This is a genomic window from Allobranchiibius huperziae, assembly GCF_013410455.1.
Lineage (GTDB): Bacteria > Actinomycetota > Actinomycetes > Actinomycetales > Dermatophilaceae > Allobranchiibius > Allobranchiibius huperziae.
In genome coordinates, this window is sequence record NZ_JACCFW010000001.1 from 221,588 (window position 1) to 241,605 (window position 20,018).

A 20,018-nucleotide genomic window follows, 5' to 3' on the forward strand; every position below is an offset into this window, starting at 1 on the left:
TGCCGTGCCGGGGATGTGCACGAACCCTTCGCCCCTCAGGGACTACTCAAGCGGGTTGCGGTGCGTCCTCGCTGCGCTCCGGGCGCTCCTCGCGACCATCGTCGCCACGACGTACCCGATGGTCGCGGCTCCTCAGGCCGACTGCGGTGCGTCCTCGCTCCGCTCCGGGCGCTCCTCGCGACCATCGTCGCCACGACGTACCGCCGCCAGCAGCATGTTCGCCACGTCCACGACCTCGACCTCTTCGCGGGCGTCGCCGTTGGACTGTTCCGCGGTCAGACCGTCGGTCATCATCACCCGGCAGAACGGGCAGCCGATCGCGATACGGTCCGCCCCCGTCGCGACGGCCTCCTTGGTGCGGTTGAGGTTGATGCGAGTGCCGAGCTTCTCCTCCATCCACATGCGTGCGCCGCCGGCGCCGCAGCAGAAGGAGGTCATACCGGAGCGCTCCATCTCCTTGAGCTCGACACCGGGCAGCGCGCCGATCAGCTCGCGCGGCGCGGCGTACACGTTGTTGTGCCGGCCGAGGTAGCACGGGTCGTGGTAGGTGACGGTCGACGCCGTCGAGGCCACACCCGAGGTGTCGGCCTGGTCCGGGCGCGCCACCGGCACCAGCTGCTTGTCGCGCACCAGCCGGTTCAGCAGCTGGGTGTGGTGTACGACCTCGTAGTCGCCGCCCATCTGCGGGTACTCGTTCTTGAGGGTGTTGAAGCAGTGCGCGCAGGTGACCACGATCTTGGTCGCGCCCGCCTCGTTCAGCACCTCGACGTTCTGACTGGCGAGGGCCTGGAAGAGCATCTCGTTGCCCGCGCGGCGTGCGGGGTCACCGGTGCAGGACTCGCCGTCGCCGAGGACGGCGAAGGACACGCCCGCCGTGTCGAGCAGCTCCGCGACCGCGCGCGTCGTCTTCTTGGCGCGGTCCTCGTACGCGCCTGCGCACCCCACCCAGAAGAGGTAGTCGACCTCGGACAGCGACTCGACGTCCTGGCCGAAGACCTTGACCTCGAACGGCAGACCTTTGGCCCAGTCGAGCCGCGCGCGGGCCGACATACCCCACGGGTTGGCCTTGTTCTCCAGGTTCTTGAAGAGGCCGGACAGCTCGTTCGGGAACGCCGACTCGATGAGCACCTGGTTGCGCCGCATGTCGACGATGTGGTCGACGTGCTCGATGTCGACGGGGCACTGCTCGACGCAGGCGCCGCAGGTGGTGCACGACCAGAGCACGTCCTGGTCGATGACGGCATCCGGTCCGTGCGGGTTGTAGGCCGTGAGCGGGTTCGCCACGTCGTACCCGGTCTCGCCGATGAGCGGAAGGTCGGCCAGCGCAGCGGTCGCCGCGGGGAGGTCGGCGCGCGCCGACTCCGCCGCCAGCAGGTACGGCGCCTTGGCGGCCGAGTGGTCGCGCAGCGTCATCATCAGCAGCTTGGGCGACAGCGGCTTCTCGGTGTTCCAGGCCGGGCACTGGCTCTGGCAGCGGCCGCACTCGGTGCAGGTCGAGAAGTCCAGCAGGCCCTTCCAGGTGAAGTCCTCGATCTTGCCGACGCCGAGCACGGCGTCCTCGTCGAGCTCCTCGAGGGACTCCATCGTGACCGGCTCGCCGTCGACGACCATCGGCTGCAGCTGGGCCAGCGCGGTGCGGCCGGTGGCCTCGCGCTTGAACCAGATATTGAAGAACGCCAGGAAGCGGTGCCAGGCGACACCCATCGTCGTGTTGAGGGAGATGGTGATCATCCAGGCCATCGAGATGACGATCTTGATCGTCGCGATGACGACGATCAGGGCCTTGATGGTGTGGTGCGGCAGACCGCCGAACGCGTCTCCGATGAAGAACGTCAAGGGGTAGTGGAACGCGCTGGCACCCGCGTCGACCTTGTACTCCAGGCCGCGCAGCGCGAGCACGCAGAGCACGACGCCGAGGATCGTGAGCTCGACGTAATAGGCCTGCCAGAACGTCGACCCGAAGAAGCGCGACCAGCGCCCGTCGCGGCCGGTGGCGCGCGCCGGGTGCAGCTTGCGGCGGTTGTAGATCAGGTAGCAGATGCCGATCAGGCCGCCCCAGGAGAAGAACTCCGCGAGCCACTCGTAGAGGAAGAAGTGGCCGAGCACCGGGATGGTCCAGGTCGGGTCGAAGATCTGGCCGTACGCGGTGAGCAGCGTGAAGAAGAGCAGCCCGAAGGAGATCATCGTGAACCAGTGGGCCGCGGCGACCACGGGCAGCCGCGACATCCGGGTGTGCCCGAGGAACTCCCGCAGGAGCGTCACCGTGCGCGCGCCCGGCCGGTCGGTGCGGGTGACGGGCCGTCCGACGCGGAACGTCGTGAGCATCCGGCGTACGGCGCGCACCAGCAGCACCAGGCCCGCCAGCGAGATGGCGATCACGATCACGCCGGCCACGATCTGCAGTGCTGACATGGTCGCGATCCTACTGACGAGCTACTGAGCGGTACGTCGGGCACCGGACTGGTGGGCAGATGCACCCGGCAGTGACCCGCCCCCGCGAGGCCCCAGCTTGCGAGGGTGATAACGGCCTGTTGGAATAGGCATAACCACGCGGCGGTTGCCGCAGATGCAGGCTTCAAACGCCCCGTGATGGGGCCACGACCCGAAGGCGGATCGCATGCCCATTCTCGACGACGTCACCCAGGCGATCGGCAACACGCCGCTGGTCCGGATCAACCGGATCATCGACACGGCCGACAGCGGCACCGTCGTCGCGGCGAAGCTGGAGTTCCAGAACCCCGGTGCCTCCGTGAAGGACCGCATCGGCGCGGCCATCATCAAGGCGGCCGAGGACAGCGGCGAGCTGAAGCCGGGCGGGACGATCGTCGAGGCCACCTCCGGCAACACCGGTATCGCGCTCGCCATGGTCGGCGCCGCCAAGGGGTACGACGTGGTGCTGGCCATGCCGGAGAGCATGAGCAAGGAGCGCCGCGCGCTGCTGCGCGGCTTCGGCGCGGAGCTGATTCTCACCCCCGCGGCTGAGGGCATGAAGGGCGCCGTCGCCCGCGCCGAGCAGATCGCCCAGGAGCGCGGCGGGGTCCTGGCCCGCCAGTTCGCCAACAAGGCCAACCCCGAGATCCACCGTCGTACGACCGCCGAGGAGATCTGGCGCGACACCGACGGCAAGGTCGACATCGTCGTCGCCGGCATCGGCACCGGTGGCACCATTACCGGCGTCGGTCAGGTGCTGAAGGAGCGCAAGCCGAGCGTGCAGATGATCGCTGTGGAGCCCGAGGAGTCCCCGATCCTGAACGGCGGCCAGCCCGGCCCCCACAAGATCCAGGGCCTCGGTGCCAACTTCGTGCCGGAGATCCTCGACCGCGAGATCTACGACGAGGTCATCGACATCAACGCGCAGACCTCCGTGGAGTGGGCTCGCAAGGCCGCCCGCGAGGAGGGCCTGCTCGTCGGACTGTCCTCCGGCACCGCGCTCGCCGCCGCCGCTCAGGTGGCCGCCCGCCCGGAGAACGCCGGCAAGACCATCGTGGTCATCATCCCCAGCTTCGGTGAGCGCTACCTGTCCACCATCCTCTTCGAGGGTCTGGTCGACTGACCGTGCCCACCCTCACCGACGGCCAGCTGTCCCGCGGGCTGCGCGGCACGTACGCCGCGTTCCTGCAGGACGTGGACGCGGCGATCGCCCGGGACCCGGCCGCCACCTCCCGGGTGGAGATGGTGCTGACCTCGCCCGGCCTGCAGGCGGTCTGGATGCACCGCGCGGCCCACCGGATGTGGTCCCGCGGCGGTCGCTGGCGGCTGCCGGCCCGGTTGGTCTCGCAGGCTGCCCGGGCGGCGACCGGGGTGGAGATCCACCCGGGCGCGACGATCGGCAAGCGTCTCTTCATCGACCACGGGATGGGTGTGGTCATCGGGGAGACCGCCGAGGTGGGCGACGACGTGCTGCTCTACCACGGCGTGACGCTGGGCGGTCGTTCGCTGAATCGTGTCAAGCGCCACCCGACCGTCGGAGACCGCGTCACCATCGGTGCGGGCGCCCGGGTGCTCGGCCCGATCCGGGTCGGTCCGGAGGCGCAGATCGGCGCGAACGCCGTGGTGGTCAAGGACGTTCCGCCGCGGGCGGTCGCGACCGGCATACCGGCCAAGGTGCGGTTCGTGCACGCGGGCGACGACCCCTACGACGTGTGGGCGGATCCGGCGATCCACATCTGAGCGGGATCCGGGCGGCTGGGGAGCACAGTCGCGCCGATCAGCCGTCGGCATCGACCGCCGTCTCCACATCCCGGCAATGGGAACGGCAAGGGACGCGGGTTCAGCGGTCGGCAGTGACGGTCGGCGGGTTCTGGCCCGCTGTCGACGATGCGAGGACAGCTGCAACATCCGGCAAGCTCATCGCGCCTTCGACGTAGGTGGCGCACAGGTGGCCTTGCGGGCTGCGAAGTTTCTGCGTGTTCGACGCTCCAGAAGAAGGCACCGGTTGTTCGGTGCAGACGGTCTCGCTCTTTCTCGTCCGAACGCTCGGGGGGTAGACCAGCACGCGGGTGCCCTTGGCCGGACCCGACGAGACTGTCGTCACCTGGCCGGTCCACTGCCCCGTCTTGGGGTTGACGTGCACCGCACCGGTGAGCGCCGACACCACCCCGCCCAGAACCGACACCGTGACCGTGTTCTCAGCTGCGCGCGAGCCGTCAGCGGAGGGGACGTCGACGCGTACGAGTTGTATTTGATCCCAGGTCGGCTCGAGCCGGCCCCCGACGAGTGCGCCCCCGTTGCTCGCGGAAGAGGTCTTGGGGCGTTGTGCCCAGCCCTCGGGCACATACCCGACGTGAATCATCCACGCGTTCGGAGCGGGGATGAGCCTGTGCGTGGCGGGTGCTGCTGTCTGCTCGCCCTGGTGATGCGGGAGCAGTGTCAGCCCGCCGACCACTGCGGCGACTGCGACACCAGCAGCGACGACTCCCGCGGTCCCTTGGCCGAAACGGCGCCGGCGCAGGGCCGCCCGACCACGTCGTACGTCGTCGGCCGGATTGAAAGGTCGCTGATCCGACCCGTCGCTGGCCAACTCCAGCAAGCTCTTCAAGTCGCTCATCGTTCGCTCCTTGCCCATAGGTCGTCCGATACGGCGGAGAGTGAAACCTTCAGTGTCTTCAACGCTTTGGATGTCTGTGACTTCACGGTGCCGGCGCTGCAACCGAGCATCCGTGCCGTCGTCTCCACGTCTTGATCAAGCCAATGCCGCAGCACGATCACCGCCCGCTGGCGTGGTGGCAGCTGCGCGAGCGCGCACAGCACGGCCGCTCTGGTCGCCAGGTCGGGTGCGGGTGCGGGCGGCAGCGGGAGCTCGGCATCCGTAGTGCGCTCCCGTCTCATCCAACCCTGGCGCGTCTGGTCGATGAAGGCGTTGGTCAGCGTGCGCCGGGCATACCCGAGCGGGGTCTCCATCGCTTCTACGGCGGACCACCGCACGTACAGCTTCGTCAGCGTCGTCTGCACCAGGTCCTCTGCAGCACTTTCGTCACCGACAGTCAGTAGCACCGCAGCCCGCATCAGGCCGCCACGGTGCGCTACGACGAACGCCGTGAACTCAGCCCTGTCCGGCATGTGCTCCCCTCCCCGTTCCAGCCATACTCCTAGAACGTCACCAGAGCTCGATCAGGTTGCCCCGCGTGGCATCGCGGCGCCAGTAGCGGTGGCCGCGGAGATGTCGAGCGCGTCGTATTCGGACGGGATGAGCATCTTTGCGTGATGCTTGCGCGACATCTACGAGCAAGGGGCACGCCATGCCATGGGGAAAAAGCGACGAAGAGAAGCAGGTCGAGGCCGCGCAGAGGAAACTGCAGGCGCAGCAGGCTGAAGACCAGCGGGCCCGGGAGGCATTTCTGCGCACACCGGTCGGGCAGGCCACAGAGGCGAAGAAGCGTGGCGACCGGTTCTTCGAGGCGCAACTCGACGCCGCGCAACTGAAGGGAGCAGCCAGCGCGTTCGGGTCATCGGACAACACACTGCGGCCACACGCTAGTGCCCCCGACACCCTGGGGCAGATCGAGGAGATCGGGTGGCGGCTGGAACACGTCAGCCACGCGTTCATAGAGACGGGCGCCACGACGACGAACCGGATGCTCGGAACGGGTCAGGGCATGGTGACTCGGGGCCTCGTCACCGGGTTCTACCTGTTCCGCAACGCCGACTGACCACCGTGCCCGGTGATGGGCCGGGCCAGTCGGATTCCGCACGCGCTCTTGCACTCCCGAGGATTCGCTCGAGTACGGATGGCGTGCTGGCGTGCCCGCGCGCCGATCCCCACGGACACCCACGGGTATCGCGTCGGGAACGTCGCGATCAGGCGGCTGAGCGCTCTGCGGCGGGGCGTCGGCGCATGGTCTGGTCGCCGACCGCAGGACCGCGGTAGACCATGTCCATCGCACCGATGCTCTCCCCGGGCGGGACGATCGCGTCGATACGGTCGAGCACGTCGTCCGAGAGCTCCAGGTCCACACCGGCGAGGGTGTCCTCGAGCTGCTCCATCGTGCGTGGCCCGGCGATGGCGGACGTCACGCCCGGGTGGGCGATGGCGAACGCCATCGCGAGGTGCGTGAGCTTCACGCCGAGGTCGTCGGACAGCGCGATGAGCTGCTCGACGGCGGCGAGGCGCCGTTCGTCCCGGAAGTGGCGCATGCCGGTACGCGCCGAGCGGAAGTTGTCGTTGTCCTGGTTCGCCCGGTAGCGGCCCGTGAGGGTGCCGCCGGCGAGCGGGCTGTAGACGAGCGTGCCCATTCCGTAGCGTTCGGCGACGGGGAGGATCTCCCTCTCGATCTCGCGGTCCAGGATCGAGTAGTTCGGCTGCTCGGTGCGGAACCGTTCGAATCCCCGCCGCTCGGACATCCATTGGGCCTCGACGATCTCCGACCCACGCATCGACGACGTGCCGATCGCGCGGACCTTTCCCTGACGCACGAGGTCGGTGAGCGCTGAGAGGGTCTCGTCGATGTCCGTGTCCGGGTCGGGCCGGTGCAGCTGATAGAGGTCGATGTGGTCGGTCTGCAGGCGGCGCAGCGAACGCTCGACGGCCTGCATGATCCACCGACGGGAAGCACCCCGGTGGTTGAGGTCATCGTCGACGGGTCCCCAGAACTTCGTGGCGAGAACGACCTCGTCGCGTCGGCCCTTCAGTGCCTCGCCGACCACTTCCTCGGAGTCCCCGTAGCGGTCGGCGGTGTCGACGAAATTGATGCCGGCGTCCAGCGCTCGGTGGATGATGCGGATCCCGTCCTGGCGGTCGGGGTTTCCGAGCGAGCCGAGCATCATCGCGCCGAGGGCGTAGGGAGTGACCTTGATGCCGGTGCGGCCGAGTGTGCGGTACTTCATCCGAGTGCTCCTCGAGGTGAGTCGTCAGGCGTGGGCGGGTAGGTACTGGCCGTCGCGCATCGTGGACACTGCAGTTCTCACGAATGCTGCGGCTTAGCGGAACGTCGTTCCTCTAAGATAGCAGCCTATCCGGAATCATGTTCCTTTTACAGAGGAGACGTCGCGTGCCTCACACCACGGACGGGGACGGCGGGGAGCCGCGCCGCCAGCGCGCGGACGCCCGGTTGAACATCGACGCGCTGGTGGAGGCGGCCAAGGCGGTCTTCGCCGAGTCGGGTGTCGACGCGCCGGTGCGGTCCATCGCCGAGCGGGCCGGCGTGGGTGTGGGCACGCTCTATCGCCACTTCCCGCTGCGTTCCGACCTCATCTCGGCGGTCTTCCGACGCGAGATGGACGCCTGCGTCGCGGCGGCCACCGACCTCGAGGCCGCCTACCCTCCCGGTGAAGCGTTGGACCGTTGGGTCATGCGCTACACCCAGTTCGTCGCCACCAAACGTGGACTCGCGGGAGCTCTGCACTCGGGGGATCCCGCGTACGAGCCGCTCGCGGAGTACTTCTCGACCCGCCTGGCTCCGACTCTCGAGCGTCTGCTCGACGCAGCGACCGAGTCCGGGGAGATCAGCCAGCGTGTGGTCGCGGGGGAGTTCCTGGGCGCCGTGGCGAACCTGTGCCACGACGGCGGCCCGACCCCTAGCCGGAGTGGCGGACGCGCGGAGCGGATGGTGCGGCTGCTGCTCGCCGGACTTCGGTCGGAGGACGTCGGCTGATCACGACCGGGCGCAGATCTCCCCCGTGCAGCGTCACCGAGAACGGACTCTCGGGGAATCATCGATGCACGAATACGCCCGACCGTCGCGACGCAGTGTCGACGGGCGGCTGACGAGGGTGGGCTAGGGGACGACCGTGACCGGCCACTTCGCGTCGCGCACCAGATGGACCGCGAGCGAGCCCACGAGACGGTGGCCGGCCTGGCTGGAGGCACCGACCACCACTGCGTCGGCGCGGCGCTCGGTGGCGACCGCCACGATCTCCTTGTAGGGATTGCCGTGCCGCTCGACCATCTCGAAGTCGAGGTCGTCGACGACCCCGGACTCGGCGATCTGGCGGCGCATGTCGGCAACCACTCCGGCCTGGGTCTCCCGCAGCAGCGGGATGGCGGCGGGTGCGGCAGCGGCGTACACGCCGAGGGTGTGCACGTAGACGGCGACGAGGGTGGCGTTCATCCGGCGGGCCATGCCGACGGCGTACGCGCCCGCATGGGTCGCCGACTCCGACCCGTCGACACCGACCACGATCACGACCTTGGGTGGAGCGCCGTCCTGCGTCATCTTCGGACGGTATCGAACCCGCACCGGATCGCGGGAGACCTACCGGTCACGGACCCCCACGCCAGTGATCGATCCGTCGATGGTCGGGTGAGAAGCCGTTGTCGACGCCCCACAACACGGCCTGGGTGCGGCTGGACACGTCGATCTTGCGGTAGATCGCGCGGATGTAGGACTTGACGGTGTTGGGGCTGAGGAAGGTGCGTGAGGACACCTCCGCGTTGCTGTGGCCCTGGGTGATCAGGGCCAGGATCTCCGACTCGCGCTCGGTGAGACCCTCGCCCCGGCCGGGCCAGTCCAGCCCGGTCACCGGGCGGGCGCGGCCCGGCGGATCGCTGATGACGATCTCGCCCGCGTGCACCGCCTCGATGGCCGCGATGAACTCCCGGGCGGGAAGTGCCTTGGACAGGTAGCCGTGCACACCCTGCCGCTGCGCGCTCTCGACCAGCTCGGGGTGGAAGTTCCAGGTGTAGACGATCACCTTGCGCGCGCAGGGGCTGCGGATGAGCACCCCGATCTCCTCGCGGTCGGACTCCGGCTGGGCGAACGCGTCGTAGAGCACGACGTCGACGGTGTCCCTCAGCGGTTGGTTGGTGTCGATCTCGGCGATGATCACCCGGTCGCGGTACTGGTCGATGATCTTCGCGACGCCGAGCAGGACGACGTCGTAGTCGTCCACCAGGGCGACGGTGATGGGGGCTTGGGGCACTCCTCCACGTTAAACCTCCCTAGGGGTGTGTTGCAGCAGCCCTAGGGGTGAAAATCTCTAGGAGTACACAGTTCCTCTATCGGAAGGCTCGCCATGTTGGGTCTCATCATCACCATCGTCGTCGTCGGACTGATCGCGGGCGCGATCGCCCGCCTCATCGTCCCGGGCAAGCAGGACATCTCCATCCTCATGACCATCGTGCTCGGCATCGTCGGCTCGTTCATCGGCGGATTCCTCGGCTACGTGATCTTCCACAAGGACGCCGGAGGCGGCTTCCTGCAGCCGTCCGGCATCATCGGATCGATCATCGGCGCCGTCATCGCGCTCCTGATCTGGACTCGCGTCGGCAACCGCCGCAGCTCGGTTCGTGCCTGACACCAGGACACGTGCCTGCCATCCGGGGGAGGCAACGAAAGGCCCCTCACCATCACTGGTGAGGGGCCTTTTGCAGGTGTGTGGAGCGGTCAGCCCTTCGCGGCGGCCTTCAGCTTGCTGCCGGCGGTGACCTTCGCCGCGTGCGACGCGGGGATCTGGATCTCGGCGCCGGTCTGCGGGTTACGGCCGGTGCGAGCCGCACGCTCGACGCGCTCGACGGTCAGCAGACCGGGCAGCTGCACCTTCTCGCCGCGGCCGATGGCCTCGAGGATGACGTCGTTCAGGCCGGTGATCACCGAGGTGGCGTCCTTGACGCTGACGCCGGTGCGCTGCGCAATGGTGCTCGCAAGGTCAGTGCGGTTCATGGAAGTCCTGTTCTGTTCGTTCGCTTGAAGAGGGATCGGATCCGGCGCTGGCCGGATCCGCCCGCCGGCGCGTGACCGGCGGAGCTGACGGTACTGATGGTGCACGGCATACCCACAATTCGGCGGTATTCCGCGGCACGCGATCGTTCTTCACCGTAGACGCCTGCGGCCCGGTGTCAAAAGCCCACACCGCCGGGCGCGTCGGAAAAACGCGTCCTCAGTCCAGTTTCGACTCGCCGCTGTCGGTGTCGGCGTCGACCGGGTGCGCCTCCGCGGCCTCGGCCGCGGCGCGCGCGGCGTCGGGCTGCGACGACACCGGCGGTGCGTCGACCGTGTCCGCGTCGACCGGTACGCCGCCCGGAGCGTCGGCCGAGGCGCCTTCGGCGATGGTCCCCTGCACGACGGGCCCCTCCTTCTTGCCGGTGGCTGCGTGCAGCGCGGCGGTGGCGGCGTTCTTGACGGCCTGCCCCGCACCCGCGGCGGCTGCCTGGCCGGCGGCGGCGGCCACCTCGGGACCGCGCTCGCGGATCTGCTCGCTCGCCTTGGTCACCTGCTCCTGCACCGCCGGGTGCTCCCAGGCCCTGGCCGCCTGCAGTTTGATCTGCTCGTAGCGGCGCTCGCCCGCCTTGGCGCCGAAGACGTACCCGGCGCCGAATCCGACGAGAAACGACAGCTTGCCCATGTCTGGTCTCCTAGCGTGTGATGTCGCGCTCGACCCTACCGGCGGCGTACCGGTCAGCTTGCGCTCGTTCGTGACACCGGGTGAAAGCGCCGTGACACCGGCGTGAAACCGGATGGCCGCACGGTGTCCGCATGACCACACAGATCACCCACCTTCCCACTGCGCCGACCGGCCCGCTCGCCGTCGAAGCGACCGGTCTGGTCAAACAGTTCGGCGCGGCCCGCGCGGTCGACGGCATCGACCTGCGGGTGCGGCCGGGCGAGATCTACGGCGTGCTCGGACCCAACGGTGCCGGCAAGACCACCATGCTGAAGATGCTCGCCACGCTGCTGCCCATCGACGCCGGTACGGCGCGCATCCTCGGGCACGACGTGCAGGCGTCGCCGCACATCATCCGGCAGCTGATCGGCGTCACCGGGCAGTACGCCTCGGTGGACGAGAACCTCACGGCTGCAGAGAATCTGCGGCTGTTCGGCCGGCTGCAGGGACTCTCGCTGCGGGACGCACGGGCGCGGGCCGCCCGACTGCTCGAGCAGTTCGGGTTGTCGGAGGCGGCCGACCGGCAGATCGCGCAGTTCTCCGGCGGCATGCGCCGTCGGCTCGACCTGGCGGCGAGCCTCATCACCAGCCCGCCGGTCATCTTCCTCGACGAACCGACCACCGGTCTGGATCCGCGCACCCGCGGCCAGATGTGGGAGACGATCCGTGGCCTGGTGGCCGACGGGTGCACCGTCCTGCTCACCACCCAGTACCTGGACGAGGCCGACCAGCTGGCCGACCGCATCGCCGTCATCGACCACGGTCGGATGGTCGCCGAAGGCACCCCGGACCAGCTCAAGGCGAAGGTCGGCGGATCCAGCCTGCAGCTCGGCGTCCGCGACGTCGGCCAGGTCGCCGAGGCGGCCCGGATCGCCGAGCGCCTCATCGGCGACACCGCCGTACGCACCCCTGACCGCGCCGGCTTCACGATCCCGCTCGCCGACGCCGACCGCGCCGGTGGGGTGCTGATCGCGCTGCGCGAGGCCGGCATCGCCGTCGAGTCGCTCTCGGTGCAGAAGCCGACCCTCGACGAGGTCTTCCTCGCGCTCACCGGCGAGGACACCCAGCACGACTCATCCCGTTCCACCGACCAGGGAGTTGCCTGATGACCACCGCACAGCTCGAAACCTCAACGACGGCAACACCACTCGCAACGAAAGTCGTGCAGCCGCGTCCGCACGTCGGCACCCGCGCGACGGTTGAGCAGACCTTCAGCATGGCGTGGCGAGCCTTGATGAAGATGCGCCGCAACCCCGAGCAACTCGTCGACGTGATGGTGCTGCCGATCGTCTTCACGGTGATGTTCACCTACGTGTTCGGCGGCGCCGTCTCCGGCAGCGTCGGGCGCTATCTGCCGCTGATCATCCCCGGCATCCTGGCGCAGACCGTCCTCACCGCCTGCGTGGCGACCGGCACCCAGCTGCGCGAGGACATGGACAAGGGAGTCTTCGACCGCTTCCGGTCGTTGCCGATCGCGCGGATCGCACCGCTCGCCGGCCCGATGGTGGCCGACCTGGTGCGCTACGCGATCGCCTCGACGCTCACGGTGCTGGTGGGACTGGTGATGGGCTACCGGCCCGGCGGCGGCGTCTTCGGGGTGCTCGCAGCGGTCCTGCTGCTCGTCGTCACCGGATGGTCGATGGCCTGGGTCTTCACCTGGGTCGGCACCGTGATGAAGTCCGCGCAGAGCGTGCAGGGCACCTCGATGATGATCATGTTCCCGCTGACGTTCCTGTCCAACGCGTTCGTGCCGGCCGGGTCGATGCCCGGGTGGCTGCGCGCGTTCGTCGACGTCAACCCTGTCTCGCACGTGGTCACCGCGGCGCGCGATCTGATGAACGACGGCAACGTCACCGCCGAGGTCGGGTGGGCGCTGCTGGGTTGCGCCGCGGTCATCGCGATCTTCGCGCCGTTGTCGGTGCGGTCCTACCGCCGCAAGCTCTGAGCCGACCGCAGCCGGTCGACCGTCTCGCGCAGCTGCGTGAAACGTGCGGCGGAGTCGTCGCCGATCCCAGGTCGTGCCCGGTCGATGAGATCGGGCGCGACCTGCTGCACGTCGCGGACCGCGCGCTCCCAGTCCATCGAGGGATACACCTGGTTGTAGCCGGAGGCGTGAGCGAGGACCATCAGCCGGGCGCCGGTGTCCGCGGCGTCCGGCAGGTGCGTGACGACCCACCGACCGACGGCGAACGCAAGGGCGCCCGCGGAGGGGTGGTCCAGGTCGGCGAGCGACCCGGCGAGGGTTTCGCTCAGCGCTTCGAGGGATTCGACGTACGCCGTGGTGCTGGCGGCGTCGGGCGCGCCGGCGGTGTCGGCCAGCACCACGCTGTGCAGATACGCGGCGCGGCCGAAGAGCAGCCACGGGGCGGCCCGGTCCAGGGACATGGCTAGCGAGACGGTCAGTCGCTGCATCAGGCACCAGCCGTCGAGGTGCAACCGGGCGGCCGACTGCCGATCCCCCCGCGCGAAGGCGAGCTCGGCGCGCACCGGCTCCGAGGAACCCCACCCCACGACGCCGACCTCGGCGGTCTCCGCCTCGAGTCGCTCGGCCTGCGACTGCGCCTCGGCGAGGTCGCCCGCGTCGATCGCGCCCAGCGCGATGACCATCCGCTGTTGCGCGGCGTCGTCCACCGCGTGCAGGCGCAGCAGGACGTCGATCGCGCGCTCCGCCTCTCGCGCCGCCTCGATCCGTCGGCCGCCCTGCACGAGCAGGCCCGCGCGCTCGGCACGTAGCGCGTGCACCTGCCACGGGCCGTCCGACTCCTCGCTGTTGGACAGCGCGAGGTCCAGTGCGTGCAGCGCGACGTCCAGATCGCCGGCGTTCTCCGCCAGGTGCATCCACCAGCGCGCCGCGAGTCCCGCGAGGTGCCTGTCCGGTGAGCCGGACAGGGCGATGAGTCGTTCCTCAGCCGTCGCCGCGTGGTCTCCCGTGACCTGGGCGAGCACGCCGGAGATCTGCACCAGTGCGGCGAGGCGGGAGTCATCGCCCGGCCCCAGCGTGTCGAGCGCGTCGAGGAGCGCTTGATCGGCGGCCTCGCGGAACAGTCCTTGAAACATCGCGTCCCACGCCAGCAGGGTGCGTGCGGCGTCGGCGTCCTGCGGAGCGACCGGGTGCCGCATGATCACCTGGGCTGCGCTCTCACTGGCATCGAAGGCGCGCAGGAAGTTGCCGCTGACCTGCCACAGCGTGATCAGGGTCGCGCCGATCACGGCGGTCGCCTCGGCGTCGTCGGAGGCGATCGCCCGATCCAACTCGACCGCGAGGTTGCCTTCGTCGCGGGTCAGCGCGTCGATCGTGTCGATCTGGTCGGGGCCGAAGAAGCGCGCGGCCGTCGTGCGGCTGACGTGCAGCGCCCAGGCGCGTACGGCGCCGCGCACCGTCGTGCCCCGGCCGGTCTGCTCCAGACGGTCCCGCCCGAACTCTCGCACCGTCTCCAGCATCCGATAGCGCACCGTGTCGTCCTCGACGACGGTGAGCAGCGACTGCGACACCAGACTCTCGACGTGCGTGAGCGCGGCAGACCCGACGACCCATTCGGCACCCTCGAGGTCGAAACCGTCGTGGAACGCCGACAGGGCGGTGAGGGCGTCGCGGTCGTCAGCGTCCAGCAGGTTCCAGGACCAGTCGATGACGGCCTGCAGGGTCTGGTGCCGCTCCGGCACCCCGCGGGTGCTCCCACGCAGCAGGCTGAAGCGCTGGTCCAGGCGCTCCGCGATCGCGGTCACCGACATCGCGCGGACGCGGGCCGCGGCCAGCTCGATCGCCAGCGGGAGACCGTCGAGTCGATCGACGAGCGGCCCGACGACCTCGTCGCGCAGCTCCACACCCGGGCGCGCCGCGAGAGCCCGGTCGCGGAAGAGGGTGGTGGCGTCGTCGTGACCGAGCTGGGGGAGCGCGTAGACCCGTTCGGCGCGGATCCCGAGCGCCGTGCGCGAGGTGGTGAGCACGGTCAGCGCCTGCACCTGGGTGATCAGTGCCGCGACGAGGTCGGCGACCGCATCGACGACCTGCTCGCAGTTGTCCAGCACGAGGAGCGTGGGCACCGACCCGAGGCGGTCGATGAGTCGGGTCCGCAGGTCCGTCGGGCGTGGGCGGACCGGTCGGTTCGTGGTGCTGTCGCGGACGCCGACAGCGCTCGCGAGCGTCGGCAGCACCCCGTCCCCGGAGACGACTCCGGCCAGCTCCACGAAGTGCACCGCGGGCTGCGAGGCTCCTCGGGCGATGACGTGCGCCAAGCGCGTCTTGCCCAGGCCACCCGGTCCCAGGATCGTGACCACCCTTGCGGTGCGGGTCGATTCGCGCAGGGCGGACACATCGGCGGCACGCCCGATCAGGTCGGTGTCGTCGTAGCGGACCCCGCTTCGCTGGGGGTCCTCCAGGGCAAGGAGCTCCGCGTGCAGGGCACGCAGTCGGTCACCCGGTGTCGTGCCCAGCTCGTCGGCGAGCGCACGTCGGTACGCGTCGTACCGGGCCAGGGCCTCGGCGGTGCCGGCCGTCTCCGACAGGCTGCGCAGGTAGGCCTCGAACAGCGGCTCCGCTGGTGTCGGACCGGTGACGAGCGGCTGCAGGATCGGTACGGCGCGCGCGTGGTCGCCGAGCCTGCTCGCCGCCTCGCCGAGCACCGCGCGACAGGAATCGACGTCGTCACGGGCGCTGCGGCGCAGGTCGCCCAGCGGGCCGGGCTCGGTGTCGCCGACGTCGATGGCCAGCACCTGCTCGGCGGTGTCGCGAGCCGCGGCCCACTCCTGCGCGGCCGCCGCCCGCCGAGCGGAGCGGGCCAGGTGCTGCAGCCGCCAGGCATCGACCTGGTCGGGTTCGAGGCCGCAGCGGTAGCGGGTGCCGACCCGTTCGATCACGTCCGGCGCCGTCTGCTTCCGGGCGCGGGAGACGATGACCTGCAGGGCTTTTCGTGGATCAGCGGGCGCGTCGTCCGGCCAGAGCCATTCCTCGAGCCGGGTCGCGCCGACACCTTCGCCACCGGCCGCGACGAGGTGAGCCAACAAGGTGCGCACCCGGTCGCCCGCGATCTCCTGGTCGCCCCAGGCCACCGCGTCGAGCAGCCGGAGCGCGAGGGTCACCCGGCCAGCATAGGAGCGGGGCGGCCTCGGCCGGCCGCCTCGCTCTGCTTCGCCGGCTCTGACCGGGAGGGCATCCGCCGGTGGTGTGGGCGTTCTGCGTCGGTGGCCAGGGCTGCAGCACTGGTCACCGACGCAAACCGGCCGCCTCACCGCGGAAGCGGATGCTCGGCCATGAGCGTGCGGGCGGCCACTACGATGGCGGCGGCGCGGCGTACGCCGGCCTGGAGGGCTCGCATAGTGGCCTAGTGCGGCGGTCTTGAAAACCGCTATGTCGGCAACGGCATCGTGGGTTCGAATCCCACGCCCTCCGCAGCCCGGCGGCATCCGCCCGAGGGATGAGTCGCCCCCTCGAAAGACCGTCCTGACGGGCGACGCGCGCCGACGCTGCCCCACCTAGCGTCATACCCATGAAGCGGATGAGTGGCGTGCAGTGATCGAGGTACGGAACCTGAGCAAGCAGTACGGCGACAAGACGGCGGTCGACGACCTGACCTTCACCGTGCGCCCCGGCATCGTGACCGGTTTCCTCGGCCCGAACGGTGCGGGCAAGTCCACAACCATGCGGATGATCATCGGATTGGACGCGCCGACGACGGGTTCGGTGCGGGTCAACGGCAAGCCGTTCGCGCAGCACGCCCGGCCCCTGCACGAGGTGGGCGCGCTGCTGGAGGCCCGCTCGATCCACCCGGGCCGGTCCGCGCGCAACCACCTGCTGGCGATCGGCGCCACCGCGGGCATCGGTCGATCCCGCGTCGACGAGGTCCTCGATCTGGTCGGGCTGAGCGATGTGGCGACCCGCCGGGCGGGATCGTTCTCACTGGGGATGGGTCAGCGCCTCGGAGTCGCCACCGCCCTGCTGGCCGATCCACGCACTCTGATCCTGGACGAACCGGTCAACGGTCTGGATCCGGACGGGGTGCGGTGGATCCGCACCCTGCTCAAACAGCTCGCGGCCGAAGGGCGCACCGTCTTCCTGTCCTCCCACCTGATGAGCGAGATGGCCCTGACGGCGGACCACGTGATCGTGGTGGGGCGAGGCAGGCTGTTGCGCGACCAGTCGATGGCGGACTTCATCGCCGACGCCTCGGTCGCATCGGTGCGGGTGCGCAGCCCCCAATCCGCAGTGCTGGCAGGCCTGTTGGCTTCAGACGGCGTCACCGTGCGCGACGTCGCGCGGGACACCCTCGAGGTCGAGGGCCTGTCCACCGACCGGATCGGCACCATCGCCGCGGAGGCGTCCCTGACCCTGTTCGAGCTGGCGAGTCGGGACGCGTCGCTGGAGGACGCGTACATGGCGCTCACCGAGGACTCGGTCGCCTTCCGCTCGCGCACCTCCCCTCAGCACGACGACGAAACGGTGGACGCAGCATGAGCAGCCCCGCGATCGACACAGACCGCCCCGCATCCGACGAGACCACATCGATCCGCAGTGAACCGGTCTCGTTGCCCCGGGTCGTGACGTCGGAGTTCATCAAGTTCCGGTCGCTGCGGTCGTCCTGGGCGGTCCTCGGTGGCGCCGTGCTCGGCATGCTGGTGGTGGCCCTCATCGTCGGATACAACACCCGCCACCTCACGAAGAACCTGCAACCGGACGATGTCGTGGCCTCCTCGCCGCTGCAGGGGTACTACCTCGGTCAGTTGCTCATCGGCGCCCTCGGCGTGCTCTTCGTCTCCGGGGAGTTCTCCACCGGCATGATCGCCTCGACGATGGCCGCCGTACCCAAGCGCCTGCCGGTCCTGTGGGCCAAGCTGCTGGTCTTCACCTCGATCGTCCTGGTGTCCATGACGACCGCCTCGGTGATCGCCTTCCTGCTCGGGGAGGGCGTGATCGGTCACTTCCGGGCGTCGTACGGACTCGGAGATCCGACCGCGCTGCGGGTGGCACTCGGCACGGGTGTCTACCTCACCTTGGTCGGCGTGATCGGCGGTGCCCTCGGGTGGATCGTCCGCAGCACCCCGGGCGCGCTCGTCGCCTACTTCGCGACCGTCCTCGTGGTGCCGGTGCTCTTCAACTCGGTCCTCGGCACCTGGGGGAAGGACGTGGGCAAGTACCTCCCGAGCACAGCCGGTGCGAGCTTCGTCTCCAGTCTGCGGGAGCCCCAGACGCTCACGCCCTGGGTCGGCCTCGCCGTGCTGGGTGTCTGGGCCGTGGTCGCCGTGGCCGTAGCGGCCGCGCAGCTGAGGCGCCGCGACGCGTGATGCCACACTCGGTGCCATGACTCCGGCGTCCGCGACGGTGCCACCGGCAGCCCCGGTGGCGCGGCCGACGCGGACCCCGGACGTCCGGCGGTCCGGGTTCGGACGTCTACCGCAGGCGCTGCGCACACCCCAGGTGATGGACGTGGGCATCGCGGTCGCGCTCGGTGCCGCCACGGTGCTGATGGACACCCAGGGTCCGGATGCCCGGGTATCCGCGGCGGTGTGGTGGGACCTCGCCCTCGCCGCACCGCTGATCGTCCGCCGTCGCTACCCGACGGTGTGCCTTGCGCTCGTCTCGGTGCTGTGTTTCGGACAGTGGCTGCAGGACGTCCGCGCCTCGGGGCCGCTGGCGTTCCTCATCGCGCTCTACACCTTCAGCAGCAGCGAGGTACGCCGCGCGACGATGGCCGCCGCCGTGGTCGTCGCCGGGCTGGGTGTCGCCTTGGTCATGATCCGTTGGGCGCCCTCGAGCCAGCGCCCGCTGCACACCCTGATGTTCACCGCGGTGGTCGCCGCGGCCTGGATCGCAGGTGTCTACGCGCGAACCCGGCGGGCCTACCTTCGCGCCACCCTCGAGCGGGCGGAGACCGCCGAGCGCGACCGGGACCGGCAGGCCCAGATCGCCATCGCGGCGGACCGCGCACAGATGGCGCGCGAGATGCACGACGTCATCGCGCACAGCCTGTCGGTGATGATCACCCTCAACGACGCGGCCGCGGCCGTCGCGTCGCCGGAGGCGATGCGCACGACGGTCGTGCAGGCATCCGACGTCGGCCGTCAGGCGCTCAGCGAGATGCACCGCATGCTGCGCGTCCTGCGCGAGGATGCCCAGGCCGATCTCTTTCCCCAACCCGGCCTGGCGCAGCTGGGGGATCTGGTCGCGATGGTGCGCGACGCCGGCCTCGACGTGCGGCTCAGCATCACCGGCGACGTCCGCGTGCTGCCTGCGACCGCCCAGCTGGCGGCGTACCGCATCGTGCAGGAGAGTCTGACGAACGTGCTCAAGCACGCCCGGTCGGTGCAGCATGTCGACGTGGCACTCACCGTGGGGGAGGACGAACTGCGCGTGCAGATCGAGGACGACGGGGCCCGTATCGATGAACACGGCCGCGGGCGGATGGGCCACGGGCTGCAGGGGATGTCGGAGCGGGCGGCGCTCTTCGGCGGTACGGCGGTGGCTGGCCCGAGCGCCCCGCGAGGCTGGACGGTGCGCGCCGTACTGCACACCGACCCGATGCCGGACCCGCAGTGACGATCCGGGTCTTCCTCGTCGACGACCAGCCGTTGCTGCGGCAGGGGTTCTCCATGATCCTCGGGGCGCAGGAGGACATGGAGGTCGTGGGGGAGGCGAGCGACGGTGCCCAGGCGCTGGTGGACATCGCACGGGCCGCGCCCGATGTGGTCCTGATGGACGTGCGCATGCCCGGGATGAACGGCATCGACGCCACCCGGGCGATCGCGACGAACTGGCCGGACGTGCGGGTCATCATCCTGACCACGTTCGACCTGGACGAGTACGCCTTCGAGGGGCTGCGGGCCGGTGCGAGCGGATTCCTGCTCAAGAACGCACAGACCGACGAGTTCGTGCGCGCCGTGCGCGCGGTGTCCAGGGGCGATGCCGTGATCGCGCCCAGTACGACGCGTCGCCTGCTGGAGAGCTATGCCGGCGCGTTCACCGCGTTGCGGCCGTCGCGGGTGCAGGACGACGCCATCGCCGAACTGACGGCTCGCGAGCGTGACGTGTTCGACCAGGTCGCCGCGGGCCTGTCCAACGGGGAGATATCCACCTGTCTCACCCTGTCCGAGGCGACCGTGAAGACGCACGTCGCACGGATCCTGCGCAAACTCGGTCTGCGGGATCGCGTGCAGGTCGTCATCTACGCCTACGAGTCCGGGCTCGCCCGGCCCCGGTGACCTTGACC

Annotated in this window: 20 protein-coding genes and 1 tRNA gene; 12 read left to right on the forward strand and 9 right to left on the reverse strand. The window is 69.7% G+C overall.

The window, feature by feature from the left end; translation table 11 throughout:
- Positions 1-132: 132 nt before the first annotated feature.
- Complete coding sequence (locus tag HNR15_RS01080; RefSeq protein WP_179478408.1) at positions 133-2,412, reverse strand: (Fe-S)-binding protein; 2,280 nt, start codon at positions 2,410-2,412, stop codon at positions 133-135.
- Between the two features lie 205 nt (positions 2,413-2,617).
- Between HNR15_RS01080 and cysK the strand changes: the two genes are divergently transcribed.
- Together cysK and epsC are read left to right on the forward strand one after the other, a co-directional pair.
- Positions 2,618-3,553 carry a cysteine synthase A gene (gene cysK, locus HNR15_RS01085; RefSeq protein ID WP_179478409.1) on the forward strand — a complete coding sequence of 312 codons (936 nt, stop codon included), beginning with the start codon at positions 2,618-2,620 and terminating at the stop codon, positions 3,551-3,553.
- Between the two features lie 26 nt (positions 3,554-3,579).
- On the forward strand, positions 3,580-4,170 hold the full coding sequence (epsC, locus tag HNR15_RS01090) for a serine O-acetyltransferase EpsC (protein ID WP_218883839.1): 591 nt from the start codon (positions 3,580-3,582) through the stop codon (positions 4,168-4,170).
- A gap of 100 nt (positions 4,171-4,270) precedes the next feature.
- Here epsC and HNR15_RS01095 read toward each other — a convergent pair whose 3' ends face one another.
- Both HNR15_RS01095 and HNR15_RS01100 read right to left on the reverse strand, forming a co-directional pair.
- The gene (locus HNR15_RS01095) at positions 4,271-5,047 is read right to left on the reverse strand and encodes a hypothetical protein (RefSeq protein WP_179478412.1); all 777 of its coding nucleotides are present in this window, start codon (positions 5,045-5,047) and stop codon (positions 4,271-4,273) included.
- Positions 5,044-5,559 carry a SigE family RNA polymerase sigma factor gene (locus HNR15_RS01100; RefSeq protein WP_179478414.1) on the reverse strand — a complete coding sequence of 172 codons (516 nt, stop codon included), beginning with the start codon at positions 5,557-5,559 and terminating at the stop codon, positions 5,044-5,046. The genes HNR15_RS01095 and HNR15_RS01100 overlap by 4 nt, the downstream gene beginning before the upstream one ends.
- Before the next feature lie 179 nt (positions 5,560-5,738).
- Between HNR15_RS01100 and HNR15_RS01105 the strand changes: the two genes are divergently transcribed.
- On the forward strand, positions 5,739-6,149 hold the full coding sequence (locus HNR15_RS01105) for a hypothetical protein (protein ID WP_179478415.1): 411 nt from the start codon (positions 5,739-5,741) through the stop codon (positions 6,147-6,149).
- 148 nt (positions 6,150-6,297) lie between these two features.
- On the opposite strand, the gene HNR15_RS01110 is transcribed toward HNR15_RS01105, so the two are convergent.
- Complete coding sequence (locus tag HNR15_RS01110; RefSeq protein ID WP_179478416.1) at positions 6,298-7,323, reverse strand: aldo/keto reductase; 1,026 nt, start codon at positions 7,321-7,323, stop codon at positions 6,298-6,300.
- A 164-nt stretch (positions 7,324-7,487) separates the two neighbouring features.
- On the opposite strand from HNR15_RS01110, the gene HNR15_RS01115 reads away from it, so the two are divergent.
- A complete protein-coding gene (locus tag HNR15_RS01115) occupies positions 7,488-8,090 on the forward strand; it encodes a TetR/AcrR family transcriptional regulator (protein WP_343048355.1) in 603 nt (200 codons plus the stop codon).
- A 123-nt stretch (positions 8,091-8,213) separates the two neighbouring features.
- Here HNR15_RS01115 and HNR15_RS01120 read toward each other — a convergent pair whose 3' ends face one another.
- Positions 8,214-8,651: a universal stress protein gene (locus tag HNR15_RS01120; RefSeq protein WP_179478418.1), complete on the reverse strand. Its 438-nt coding sequence runs from the start codon at positions 8,649-8,651 to the stop codon at positions 8,214-8,216.
- Between the two features lie 46 nt (positions 8,652-8,697).
- Positions 8,698-9,357 carry a response regulator transcription factor gene (locus HNR15_RS01125; RefSeq protein WP_343048356.1) on the reverse strand — a complete coding sequence of 220 codons (660 nt, stop codon included), beginning with the start codon at positions 9,355-9,357 and terminating at the stop codon, positions 8,698-8,700.
- Between the two features lie 93 nt (positions 9,358-9,450).
- On the opposite strand from HNR15_RS01125, the gene HNR15_RS01130 reads away from it, so the two are divergent.
- Positions 9,451-9,732 (forward strand): GlsB/YeaQ/YmgE family stress response membrane protein, encoded by a 282-nt coding sequence (locus HNR15_RS01130; RefSeq protein ID WP_179478419.1) that lies wholly within the window; start codon positions 9,451-9,453, stop codon positions 9,730-9,732.
- Positions 9,733-9,821: 89 nt separating this feature from the next.
- On the opposite strand, the gene HNR15_RS01135 is transcribed toward HNR15_RS01130, so the two are convergent.
- On the reverse strand, positions 9,822-10,097 hold the full coding sequence (locus HNR15_RS01135) for an HU family DNA-binding protein (RefSeq protein ID WP_179478420.1): 276 nt from the start codon (positions 10,095-10,097) through the stop codon (positions 9,822-9,824).
- A gap of 217 nt (positions 10,098-10,314) precedes the next feature.
- On the reverse strand, positions 10,315-10,779 hold the full coding sequence (locus HNR15_RS01140) for a hypothetical protein (RefSeq protein WP_179478421.1): 465 nt from the start codon (positions 10,777-10,779) through the stop codon (positions 10,315-10,317).
- A gap of 131 nt (positions 10,780-10,910) precedes the next feature.
- Between HNR15_RS01140 and HNR15_RS01145 the strand changes: the two genes are divergently transcribed.
- Positions 10,911-11,924 (forward strand): ATP-binding cassette domain-containing protein, encoded by a 1,014-nt coding sequence (locus tag HNR15_RS01145; RefSeq protein ID WP_179478423.1) that lies wholly within the window; start codon positions 10,911-10,913, stop codon positions 11,922-11,924.
- Positions 11,924-12,763, forward strand: a complete 840-nt coding sequence (locus HNR15_RS01150) for an ABC transporter permease (protein WP_179478425.1) — start codon at positions 11,924-11,926, stop codon at positions 12,761-12,763. Before HNR15_RS01145 ends, HNR15_RS01150 begins: the two co-directional genes overlap by 1 nt.
- Here HNR15_RS01150 and HNR15_RS01155 read toward each other — a convergent pair.
- Positions 12,745-15,897, reverse strand: a complete 3,153-nt coding sequence (locus HNR15_RS01155; protein WP_179478427.1) for a BTAD domain-containing putative transcriptional regulator — start codon at positions 15,895-15,897, stop codon at positions 12,745-12,747. The two genes, HNR15_RS01150 and HNR15_RS01155, sit on opposite strands and share 19 nt — an antisense overlap.
- Before the next feature lie 223 nt (positions 15,898-16,120).
- On the opposite strand from HNR15_RS01155, the gene HNR15_RS01160 reads away from it, so the two are divergent.
- The 5 genes from HNR15_RS01160 to HNR15_RS01180 all read left to right on the forward strand — a co-directional run bounded on the left by HNR15_RS01160 (position 16,121) and on the right by HNR15_RS01180 (position 20,010).
- Positions 16,121-16,207 (forward strand) — tRNA-Ser (locus tag HNR15_RS01160).
- Between the two features lie 120 nt (positions 16,208-16,327).
- On the forward strand, positions 16,328-17,269 hold the full coding sequence (locus HNR15_RS01165; protein WP_179478429.1) for an ATP-binding cassette domain-containing protein: 942 nt from the start codon (positions 16,328-16,330) through the stop codon (positions 17,267-17,269).
- On the forward strand, positions 17,266-18,096 hold the full coding sequence (locus HNR15_RS01170) for an ABC transporter permease (protein WP_179478431.1): 831 nt from the start codon (positions 17,266-17,268) through the stop codon (positions 18,094-18,096). Before HNR15_RS01165 ends, HNR15_RS01170 begins: the two co-directional genes overlap by 4 nt.
- A 16-nt stretch (positions 18,097-18,112) precedes the next feature.
- On the forward strand, positions 18,113-19,348 hold the full coding sequence (locus tag HNR15_RS01175) for a sensor histidine kinase (RefSeq protein WP_179478433.1): 1,236 nt from the start codon (positions 18,113-18,115) through the stop codon (positions 19,346-19,348).
- Positions 19,345-20,010, forward strand: coding sequence for a response regulator (locus HNR15_RS01180; RefSeq protein WP_179478435.1), 666 nt, complete (start codon positions 19,345-19,347; stop codon positions 20,008-20,010). The genes HNR15_RS01175 and HNR15_RS01180 overlap by 4 nt, the downstream gene beginning before the upstream one ends.
- The last annotated feature ends 8 nt before the right edge of the window (positions 20,011-20,018 follow it).